Source organism: Phycisphaerae bacterium (genome assembly GCA_041652575.1).
Lineage (GTDB): Bacteria > Planctomycetota > Phycisphaerae > Sedimentisphaerales > UBA12454 > UBA12454.
On record JBAZHC010000024.1, the window covers coordinates 1 to 10,951 of the forward strand.

Consider the following 10,951-nt stretch of genomic DNA (forward strand, 5'->3'; position numbering starts at 1 on the left):
GAGCCTCCATTGCAAAAAGGTTATTGCGAGCCGCAACAAGCGGGAACGCGTTAAATTTTTGGGACGTTGAATAACGATCCCGTATTATAACCGAGCTTGGAGGCTCCGGTTTCATAGCTTATCTGTGGCTAAAAATTTTGTTCCAAAACCCCCAAAAACTACCCAAAACTCGAAAAAACTCCTCACTTTTTTGAATTTTTCATATAAAATCTGTACAAAATCAGTGAAATCTGTGGCCCTTTTTTAGTCAACTTGCGCGAAAATAAAAGGAAGTTGCGCGTTTTTGACGAACTTTTTTTCATAACTCTTTTATTTTTTTAGAAAAATAAGGACTTGTAGCATTTCCAACAACGTAAATAAATGAGTTACATTAAAAAATCTTTGTGTCTTTGCCTGTCCCGCCATAGCCTTGGCGACGGCGGATGTCTTGGTGGCTACGCAAAAAATTCGAGTAATTGTTTTGGTTCGTTTATGATTCTTTCTGCTCCTGCTTTTATGAGTTCTTCTGTTCCTCTGAATCCCCAGCTTACGCCTATCATTTTTATTCCTGCCGCTTTTGCGGTTTGCACATCGGTTACGCTGTCTCCGACGAAGATTGTTTCCTGTGGTTTAACTCTAAGTTTTTCAAGTACTTGCAATGCTTCGTGAGGTTGTGGTTTCACAGCTATTGCGTTTGTAGTGCCTTTTATTATTTGGAAATATCCGTTGAAGAAATGGCATACGATTTTCTGTGCCATTTTTTGGTCTTTATTGGTCAGGACTGCAAGTTTGGCATCTTTATGATAAACGAGTTCTGCTACTACTTCCAGTAACCCCATATATGGCCGGGTTTTATCGAGGCATATTTGAATATATTTTTCGCGCATTTTTTTCAGTACTTCTGCGATTAGGTGTCGTTTATCTGGTGCCAATGTCCTGCTGATTAGTGTTCTTGTCCCCTCGCCGACCATTTGCCGGATTGCCTGGGCGGTGTGTTCCGGCTGGTTGGAAGTTCTTAGTGCATAATTAGTTGCGTCAGTCAGGTCTTCCAGCGAATTTACTAATGTTCCGTCAAGATCGAAAATTGCCGCTTTGTAAGTCATTGTTGCCTCAAAATCTAAGTAAGCCGACAGTTTATAAAAATCGGCCCACAATGTCAACTAAACAGCCTAAAAAAAAAGAAAATTTTATCCAAATTACATAAAAACTTGCAAAATCAAAATACTATGATATAATACAATCGCTCCACACTGCAGCCTGAAAGGGAGCTTATGAATGTTTCGTTAATACTGTTAAAAAAAGACGGTAGTAAGAAGGTGTTTCCTGTCCGCAACAAGGCCACTATTCTCGGCCGAAGGCCGGATTGTGATTTGTGCATCCCGCTACAGGTAGTTTCCCGCAGACACTGTCAAATCAGCCAGGAAACCGATTTGCTTAAGATTCGCGACCTCCGCTCAAGCAATGGCACGTATGTCAACGGCAGTAAAATCGAAAATGAAATGGACGCCAAACCCGGCGACCATATCCAGGTGGGCCCACTGACATTTACAGTTCAGATTGACGGCAAACCCGGCGAAATAACTGCCCCGGACAACGATATGATTCAGCCGACGCCGGACATCTCAAAAGCAAATTCGGATATTATGAACGGCAGTGCAACGTTTACCGGCGAAATATAGAAAAACATTAATCAGGCCGGATATGGATTTGCGGATTTTTGTGCGGTATTAGTTAACCTTCCGTGAGGATGCTCTATTCATCCTTGTTTTTACCTCGACAGACTTCGCAGAAATTCTTCATTGGTCGGGTATTTGTTCAACAGCTTCTCCATGGATTCTATCGCCTCTTTTGGTTTGTAATTCGACAGCACCCGCCTCATCGTCGCGAGCCCTCTCATGTCCTGCTCGCCGTATAAGATTTCTTCCTTTCGCGTTCCGCTGGCAGGGAGATTTATCGCCGGGAATATCCTCGCCTCGGCAAGCGAACGGTCAAGCACTATCTCGCTGTTACCGGTCCCCTTAAATTCCTCATAAATCAACTGGTCCATCCGCGAGCCGGTATCGACCAGTATGGTCGCAATAATCGTAACCGACCCGCCGTTCTCGACATTCCGTGCCATTCCGAAAAACCTTCGCGGCGTCTCCAATGCTCCGACCTCCACTCCGCCCGACATAACCCTTCCTGTTCCGGCCCCCCTGCGGTTAAACGACCTGCCCATCCGCGTAAGACTATCTACAAGAATTACCACATCTCTGCCGCATTCGAGCTCAATTCTGATATTGGCAAGCATCAGCTCCGCAAGTGCGATATGCTCCTCGATACTTCCATCGATAGTACTTGCGAGAACTTCTGCACCCTTTATCTTACGCCTGAAACTGGTCACCTCTTCAGGTCTCTCGTCTATCAACAACACAATCACGTGCGTTTTCGGGTCGTCATAAAGAATGGCTTCCGCTATTTGTCCGAGCAGCACCGTCTTGCCTGCCTTTGGAGGCGATATTATCAATCCCCGCGTTCCTTTTCCTATCGGCGCCACAAGGTCGATTATCCGCATACTCTTCTCACCGCTTTTGGCCAGATTAAACCGCTTATCAGGATTCACAGCGACAAGGTCGTTATAAGGCTTGCGTTTTTGAAACTCCGCCGGCTTTAAGCCGCATACCGAGTCCACTGCCGACAATTCTTTTCTGCCCCTGACCAAACTAAATGGGCCGGCCATTACAGCGCCTTCGGCAAGTCTATACTGGCGTATCAACTGCGCAGGAACAACACAATCGCCGGGAGTTGAGCGCAGCGACCTTTCGACACTGACCAAATGTCCCGTGCCATTTCTATCAAGCTTTAAAATTCCAGTGGCAATATCCGGCATTAAATCTATTCTCCAAAATTTTTAAAACTGACATTCGATGTCATTTCGAGCGTAGTCTTGATTTATCAAGACGAAGCCGAGAAATCGTAAAAAACGGATTTCTCCGCTCCGTCCGCTTCGCGAACTTCGGTCGAAATGACAGTGAACATTTTTTCATTCTTCAGAGATAACGATTATACCGTATATTATATGATTTGCCAGAAACAGTAATCATAGATTTTAGATAAAAATCCTGTATAATGTATCAATGCCAATAGTAACTTTAAAAAATATACATATATCATTCGAGTCGCAGGTGATTTTCGACCGGCTCGATTTGAAGATATACCCCGCCGAGAAAATCGGACTTGTCGGGAGCAACGGGTGCGGAAAAACCACGCTGCTGAAATTAATTCTTGGAATAATGCAGGCAGATGCCGGAGATGTCCACCAAAGAAAGGGTCTGCGAATCGGATACCTGCCGCAGGAGCCGGTGTTTAACGGCCATAAAACCGTTTTCGAAGAATTACACGACAGCGCACAGGAAATACTTGACCTGCAAAAAAGAATGCACGATGCAGCCGAGGCATTAAGCCTGCTTTCAGGCGATGAATTGCATTCCGCAATGCAGCAATATGAACGGCTCAGCAGCGAATTTGAAATTGCAGGCGGCTACAGGTATGAAACGAGAATAAAGGAAATCGCCGCCGGCCTGGGGCTTCAGGAAAAACATTATTCATTAAAAACAACGCAGCTTAGCGGAGGACAATTGTCCCGGCTGGGACTGGCGAAGGTTCTGCTGGCGGACGCCAACCTGCTGCTGCTCGATGAGCCGACAAACCATCTCGACTGGGATGCAACATTGTGGCTTGAAAAATTCTTGAGAAACTACGGCGGTGCTGCGCTGATTGTCAGCCACGACAGATTTATGCTCGACAGGCTGGTCTGTAAAATCGTGGAAATCAGGGACCACAGGGCAGATGTTTTTCCGGGCAATTACAGCACTTACAGGCAGGAAAAGGAGAAGCGGAACATTGAACTGACTCGTCAGTACGAAGAGCGTCTGGAGTTTGTCGAAAAAACCCGCGACTTTATTGTACGCAACATAAACCGCAAGGGAACCAAAAATGTCGCGCAAGGCAGGCAAACGCGGCTCAATAGCCTTCTCAAGGCCAATCCTGACTTTCTCGAAAAACCAAAACACACGAGGGAGCTTAGTTTTAAATTTGCCGAGGTGGAAAACCGGGGCAAGCGAGTCGATGCTGCGGTAATCTGTAAAAATCTTACAAAGAGTTTTGGCAGCCTGACGCTGTTTGAAAATTTAAGTTTCGAGCTTTTCACCGGCCAGCGGACAGGCGTCATCGGCCCCAACGGTATGGGCAAAACAACGCTGCTGAAACTTGCCCTCGGACAAATAGAGCCGACAGCAGGAACAATCGCGATTAAAAAGTCCCTTTCCATCGGTTATCTTGACCAGGCGGGAGCGGAACTGAATCCGGAAAATACCGTGCTTGAAGAGGCCTCTTCGGTCATTCCGACAATTCTGCCCGAACAGATGCGCAGGCGTCTCGGGGCGTTTTTGTTCGTCAAAGACGATGTGTTTAAGAAGGTCTCTGACCTTAGCGGCGGAGAGCGAAATCGGCTGGCGCTTTGCAAACTGGTTTTGTCAGAACCCGAACTTCTTATCCTCGATGAGCCGACAAACCACCTTGATATTCCGAGCATCGAGGCGCTCGAAAATGCACTTGCCGATTACACCGGGACTATCATCACAATAAGTCACGACAGGTTTTTTCTCGACAGAATAGCCAGGCGGCTTATTGTGCTCGGGGCAGATGAACTTGGCAAAACGACACCGGGCAGATTTGAATTTATAGACGGCTCATTTAGCCGATATGCCGAACTTTTGGAGCAACGGTCTGAACAGGCAGCAGAACAGCAGGCTGCAAAGCCGAAAAAGTCAAGACCGGATAAACCGAAAAAGACTACTCCGCCGGAACTGAAACAATTTAACGGCTGGAAAGTGGAAAAAATTGAGCAGGCAATTGAGGAGACCGAGGCAAAGATTAAAGAACTGCACGAAAGTTTCGGTAATGAAAAAGTCTATAAAGATTATAAACTGCTCGCACAGGTGCAATCGCAGGCCAAAGAAAAAGAGCAATATCTCGAACTGCTTTATAGAGTGTATGAGCTGAGAACAAGTAAGATTTAACCGCTGCGCAACTGGCTTTTACCTTTGAACTCACCGCACCAGTAGTTTTCCTTTACAAGCACATAATCTTCTATTAGTTTTGGGTATCTATGACATGTACCGTATTTTATTTCTGATGGCTCGTTATCCCACTCCCAGTATTTACAGCCTGCGCATTTTTCAATTTGCATAACAATCTCCTATTATCTTTTGTATCGTATGGAATGTGGACGATCCGACGTTCAGCAAGAGGCGCAATCAGCAAACTTTATAGATGTTTAACTATTTCAGGGCTTTAGGTAATGGGCGGTATAGGACTTGAACCTACGGCCTCCTGCGTGTCGAGCAGGCGCTCTAGCCAACTGAGCTAACCGCCCCATCAATGTGAATTATCCATTTTTCAGGGCAATTATCAAGTCTTTTTTAGCTTCTCAATATTTTAAGCATTTTGGCGTATTTTGGATTGATTTGTTCTTTTCTTGTCCAGACAGCAAGCTGGAGGCTCTTTCTGCAGGAGCAATTTTCATCGCACAGCGATTTTTCCGACTGCAAAACCGTCTTTATCAAACCTATCGCGTTTTCCGTCGCTTCATACAGATTACCGATAATATCCTCTATCACTGTCTGCGCATCGGCTTTCTTCTGTTTCCGCCAGCAGTCATAATCGCTTACCATCGCGATAAGCACCAAGCACATCTGAGCCTCTCTTGCGAGTTTCGCTTCAGGCATTGCCGTCATTCCGATAAGCTGGCCGCCCCATTTTTGGTGCATAAGCGATTCGGCCCTGCTCGAAAATTGCGGCCCTTCCATACAGACATACGTCGCTCTGCTGTGGACATTTGTTTTTACTTTGCCGGAAACATTCAACAGGATTTTTCTTAATCTGTCGCAGTAAGGATTTGCCATCTCGCAATGAACCGCGATATCATCAAAGAAAGTATTTTTTCTTTTAAATGTCTTGTCGATCGTCTGGTCAACAATCACAAGGTCCCTCGGTTTTATTTTTTGCGTAAGCGAGCCGACAGCGGCGCTTGCGATTACCGATTTTACGCCCAGTTTTTTTAATGCGTAAATATTTGCCGCGTACGTAACAACGGATGGACTGTATTTATGCCCCCGGCCGTGCCTGTTCAGAAAAGCTACTTTTCTGCCGGCGAAAGTTCCTGTAAGTATATTATCGCTTGGAAGACCGAAAGGCGTATCAACTTTGACATGGCGGAGATTATCAAGCCGCTCCTGCAATACATCACCAATTCCCGAACCGCCTATCAGGCCTATAATTTCTGACATTATTGTTTCCCTTTTAAAAATTTTCTGTAATTTTACTCATAAACACCCCACAAAACAAGTCTTTACAATAAACAAAAAAGGCCGGCGAAAAACCGGCCTTTTGTCTCGGTATTTTAGAATTAATCCCTATTCCTCCGATTCCTCATCAATAGATTTCCTGAATTCAAGATACTCTTCTTCGCTCATCGATTCCTTAAAATCCTCATCGCTTTTCCACAATTCATCGAGCCAGTCGAGTACCTGGTTAACATCGACTACCAAAGGTTCGACTTGTACCACTGTCATTGCCTCAGCCTGCATTTGTGCAGGCATCAATAAAAGTTCCGGTTCGGATTGTTCCGACATCATCATTTCTATTTGACTGCCTGTATCTTCAAAATACGCCCCACGTCTGCCGACACATCGAATCGGCGGCATACGGTAATTACCTATAATTTCGATGTTATCTATGCCCCAATACCCAGCCCAATAATAACCATTGTAATGCCAGCGAATTCGGACGTTCGACTGGTCAGCAGCAATTCCGCTTATATCCTCAGTAATATTTCCACTTGATGAATCTGTATATTGGAGTATTGTTTGCCACGGGCCGTTATTAATGCTTATATCGACATCGGCATTTGCATCTCCCCAACCAGAGTAAGAGAAATCATGAGAAAATTTAAGTGTAACTCCTAATGTTCCGTTGCAGTCGACAGCAGATGTAATAAGCATTTCATTCATATCCGCATCTTCTCCAAAATAGCTGTCAGCGATACAAGCATTTCCTGTCCAATATGAACTACTTTCATAACCGGGATTATCTGTCCTCCATGTTTTGCCATCATTATAGTCATCGATTAAAGTCCAATCATTGGGAATACCATTTTCGAAGTCCTCAGCAAGCAATATCTCATTATCCGGCCAGGCGGCATTCCACTGCCAGTTCTGTGCAAAGACGGCGAAATCCTCAAAATTGATAAAATTATTATCATTAAAATCGGCAGGCATCGAAGAATTCACATCTTCAAGCCAGTAATCCGAATAAAGAAGCAAATCGGCTGAATTAACTATACCATCTTCGTTGAAATCCGCATCGTTAACGTAAAACTCATCAGAACCTATATCGGTTCTGCCGTTTACTATCCTCGGTTCGTCGTCAATGTCGGTTTCGCCTTGTTCGGCAACGAAATTCGGGTCGCCTTTGTCAATGCAGGATGTCGAATCGGGCATCAAATGATAATTACTTAACTGAGGGTTTTCATCTGTGTTTCCTATGCCATCACCACCGGGATAGTCTTGAATACAATTATAGTTTACTTTCGTGGATGTGCCATTAAGGCCGTTAGTATTTCCCCAAATAATATTACTATGAATATTTGGGTCGGCGTAATACAGAAGAATACCATAAGTATCGTTATCTACAATCGTATTATAAATAATATCGGCATTAGAAGTAGTAGCGTAAATACCGTAGTTATTGGAATATATCCGATTAGCAACTAAATTATTCCCTCCGTATACACCAACGTTATTATTGGCAATGATATTCCCCATCAGCAAGGCGTTATCGCCTATAAACCCATAATTATGGTTTTGTATATTACATCTTCGAATCTCCGCACTACCGTTACAGGATATACCGCCACTACTGTTATTAACAACGTCACATCTTTCAACGGTAAAAACGCCATCTCCACTAATGCCGTTATAGTTTCCTGTAATAATGCTGTCCGTTACATTTACAATAGAGCCGGAATTTACCATAATACCGGCGATGCCATCTGAGTTATGTGATGCAATTGTGCATCTGTCGATGTTTACCTGTGTACCGGAATCGCTGCAATTTATACCATGAGAAGCATTCGTATTTACGAAAGTATTAATAATATTTACATTTGAACCATTTTCGCAGCTTATGCCATTATTATTATTGTTTTTGACAATGCAGTTTTTAATTGTTGTCGTACTGCCGTAGCAGTAAATTCCTTTTTGCGTTCCTTTTGTAACAGTAAAGCCGTCGAATATACAATCGGCGGCGGTAACGACATTCGAGACATCGCCGGTGTCATTATCATCGTCCACATCGCCGGAGAGAGTTGTCGTATTATTTGTATCTGCGAGATTTCTCTGGTCGATGCTGCTTTCCCAGCCCGCGAAATGACCATAAATATCAATTCCATCAATCAATGTAAAAGTTTTATTACCTGGCGATGGGTCGTTTGCCTCTGTCGGATAATATGTCCCGGCCGCGACCCAAATTTGCTCGGTGCAGAGTGTAATATTTGTCAGTGCATCGCGTAATTCTTTGTACGCGGTTTGCCAACTGCGGCCGTCTCCGCCTTCATTAGCATCCTGGCGGACATAAATAATAATATTTTCACAGCAGATGTTTGTATCTACCGCATCGGTTTTGATAAGATTACCGCCGCTATAAAAATATACGGTGTTTGTAAGCGGACTGCCTTGCGGACAATCTTCTCTAATTTTTACTTTTAACGTCAGGGTATCGAAAACGCCGAAGCCGGAGCCTGTGTTGACATCGCCGATGTACCATGTAACGGTTTTCGCGGCTTCGTTATAGTCGCAATAGTAGTTGGGTTCGGCACTGATAAAATCAACGCCGGAAGTGGGGAGGAAATCAACGATTGTAACGTCGTTTACTTCGATGTTGTTTTCGTCGAAGATGTCCGTTTTGAGAACGAAATAATCGATTGTGTAATTTATATCCCTTTCAACTGTTTGGGTGGAGGGGCCAACGCAATCTCCCTCATCAAGTCCATCATCTTTGAAAATATCGACTTCTATGCCATCTGGCAATGGCGGTATCGGCGGAGTGTGCTGAATTGGGCCAACACCATACATTAAAGCAAGAGTAATGGATTTTGTTTCGAGTGGGCCTAAATTGCCAATATACCATTTCATCGCACCGGCGACTTCGTTACCATACAAATTATTAACATCATTGAGGTTTCTGCTTTTGATATCAGCTCCCATATATAAATAATAATTATAATCGCCAAAATAATTAAAGCCGTAATCTACGGGTTCAATTGTTGAACTTATACTCATCCAATCGACATGTTCTGTTTGAGGATCACCAGAATTCCAAAGTGTTATATCATAACGAAAATTGCCAACCTGATGATTCGAGTCACAAGGAAGATAATTTGATAATGAATCATAAAAATTAGCTGTTTCATACATACCATGTGTATTGTATGTTTGAAATGCAGGATGGCCGTGAAGCATTTGGTAAAACTCAAGGCCGTTGACATCCGAAGTTGTGCTTAAATTTTTGAACTTGTACGTCAAAAGCAAAACATATCGTTCTGAATAACAAAATACAGGAGTTCCGTTCGGGTCACGAAATGTTATTGGCGAGCCGCCAACACCATTAGCGTCCTGTTCGCCTAAATCAACAACTTCATAATAGACTGTAACCGCTAACTTTCCATCATCAAGTGATGACCATGCAGTGTCGTTGCCGGTTGAACTTATTGAATAATAGCCCGTACCTGGAATATACCCTGTTGGTTGGTATTGGTCTGTCCATACAGGATTACAAATGCTATTTGATTCATTATGAGACCAGTTAAAAACGAATGGCGAACCAGTATTAAAAGTTGGTATTCTAAAATAATCCGTAAGCCACTCAGCCTCATTATTATAATTAATATTTTGATAATAAACTGCGGCTGCTATATCACCCGTTGTCATTTCGTGTGGGCCATATTCGTGTCGTTCTGAAGGATACCATTCCGTTATATCCATGTATCCTGCGCTATCAAATAGCATATACCAGTAAGGACAATTCAATTCAAATTCCCCATCACGTGCAAAACTATTTGAACTTATAAAAGGGATTAAACAAATAATAAAAACAAAAAAGTTCCGATAACATTTTCTTAAAAATGCAGACATGATTTCCTCCGTAAAAAGATGTGGGTGTTTAGTTTCCTCTTTTTCTTATGAATAATGACAGTAATCCAAATATAAAAATCGTAGACGGCTCCGGGATTTCATGCAGAACTACCTGTGTTAAAGGATTAAAGTCTCCGGTATTCCTAAGGGCAATGGTGAAACTTTGTCCATTCTCCCAATATCCCTTTACAGCTCCCGAAGTGCCTTCTGGTATTAAGAGTTGCAATGAGGTTCCATAAATATGAATTTTCGCATTATCATATATACGAACATTTATGAAATTACCTAATGAATGTAAATATGCAATGCTATCATTATATAGATCAAAACCTGGTGATGTTGTTGCATTAGCAAATATATTAGAAGTGTCATAAAGACTAAAAACCAAAACGTTTCCACCGGAAAAATTAAGAACAGATGTATCAAAAATGTTACAATACTCAATTTGACCATTTGTCATTGTGACGGTTGTCTGGTCTGGCGGGGTGTCATAAATGTTTACAGTTCCGTATTCGCCGGACGAAATCGTTGCGTTACTATAAATATTGACATCAATCGGTGTCGCATTCGCGCATACCGGCAATAAAAACAGAACTGCAAAAACCGCCCCTACTAACTTCTTCATTTTCTCGCTCCTTAAAAAATTTCTCCCTAATTTTTTCTTCTCCGTCTGGACTTCCGCATCCTGCCTAATCATCAGCCAGACTCAATAATTCATTATACCAAATTTACCATTAAAA

8 protein-coding genes and 1 tRNA gene are annotated in these 10,951 nt (G+C 43.1%); 2 read left to right on the top strand and 7 right to left on the bottom strand.

The window, feature by feature from the left end:
* Positions 1–434: 434 nt before the first annotated feature.
* Positions 435–1,082: an HAD family hydrolase gene (locus WC496_12655; GenBank protein MFA5293865.1), complete on the bottom strand. Its 648-nt coding sequence runs from the start codon at positions 1,080–1,082 to the stop codon at positions 435–437.
* Between the two features lie 168 nt (positions 1,083–1,250).
* Between WC496_12655 and WC496_12660 the strand changes: the two genes are divergently transcribed.
* Positions 1,251–1,658, top strand: a complete 408-nt coding sequence (locus WC496_12660; GenBank protein MFA5293866.1) for an FHA domain-containing protein — start codon at positions 1,251–1,253, stop codon at positions 1,656–1,658.
* Between the two features lie 89 nt (positions 1,659–1,747).
* Here the strand turns inward: WC496_12660 and rho are convergent, their stop codons facing one another.
* Entirely contained in the window at positions 1,748–2,848 is a 1,101-nt protein-coding gene (rho, locus tag WC496_12665) for a transcription termination factor Rho (protein MFA5293867.1), read from the bottom strand.
* A gap of 247 nt (positions 2,849–3,095) precedes the next feature.
* Between rho and WC496_12670 the strand changes: the two genes are divergently transcribed.
* Positions 3,096–5,039 carry an ABC-F family ATP-binding cassette domain-containing protein gene (locus WC496_12670; protein ID MFA5293868.1) on the top strand — a complete coding sequence of 648 codons (1,944 nt, stop codon included), beginning with the start codon at positions 3,096–3,098 and terminating at the stop codon, positions 5,037–5,039.
* Here WC496_12670 and WC496_12675 read toward each other — a convergent pair.
* From WC496_12675 to WC496_12695, 5 genes are all read right to left on the bottom strand, one after another.
* Positions 5,036–5,209, bottom strand: coding sequence for a hypothetical protein (locus WC496_12675; GenBank protein MFA5293869.1), 174 nt, complete (start codon positions 5,207–5,209; stop codon positions 5,036–5,038). The genes WC496_12670 and WC496_12675 overlap by 4 nt on opposite strands.
* Before the next feature lie 112 nt (positions 5,210–5,321).
* A tRNA-Val gene (locus WC496_12680) sits at positions 5,322–5,395 on the bottom strand.
* 46 nt (positions 5,396–5,441) lie between these two features.
* Positions 5,442–6,308, bottom strand: a complete 867-nt coding sequence (gene mtnP, locus WC496_12685) for an S-methyl-5'-thioadenosine phosphorylase (protein MFA5293870.1) — start codon at positions 6,306–6,308, stop codon at positions 5,442–5,444.
* Positions 6,309–6,434: 126 nt separating this feature from the next.
* Positions 6,435–10,061, bottom strand: coding sequence for a right-handed parallel beta-helix repeat-containing protein (locus tag WC496_12690; GenBank protein ID MFA5293871.1), 3,627 nt, complete (start codon positions 10,059–10,061; stop codon positions 6,435–6,437).
* 178 nt (positions 10,062–10,239) lie between these two features.
* Positions 10,240–10,836, bottom strand: coding sequence for a hypothetical protein (locus WC496_12695; protein MFA5293872.1), 597 nt, complete (start codon positions 10,834–10,836; stop codon positions 10,240–10,242).
* Positions 10,837–10,951: the final 115 nt, after the last annotated feature.

Coding starts and splice junctions, on each gene's coding strand:
- WC496_12655 (MFA5293865.1), bottom strand. CDS start 1,082: ATGACTTACAAAGCGGCAATTTTCGATCTTGACGGAACATTAGTAAAT.
- WC496_12660 (MFA5293866.1), top strand. CDS start 1,251: ATGAATGTTTCGTTAATACTGTTAAAAAAAGACGGTAGTAAGAAGGTG.
- rho (MFA5293867.1), bottom strand. CDS start 2,848: ATGCCGGATATTGCCACTGGAATTTTAAAGCTTGATAGAAATGGCACG.
- WC496_12670 (MFA5293868.1), top strand. CDS start 3,096: ATGCCAATAGTAACTTTAAAAAATATACATATATCATTCGAGTCGCAG.
- WC496_12675 (MFA5293869.1), bottom strand. CDS start 5,209: ATGCAAATTGAAAAATGCGCAGGCTGTAAATACTGGGAGTGGGATAAC.
- mtnP (MFA5293870.1), bottom strand. CDS start 6,308: ATGTCAGAAATTATAGGCCTGATAGGCGGTTCGGGAATTGGTGATGTA.
- WC496_12690 (MFA5293871.1), bottom strand. CDS start 10,061: ATGGATATAACGGAATGGTATCCTTCAGAACGACACGAATATGGCCCA.
- WC496_12695 (MFA5293872.1), bottom strand. CDS start 10,836: ATGAAGAAGTTAGTAGGGGCGGTTTTTGCAGTTCTGTTTTTATTGCCG.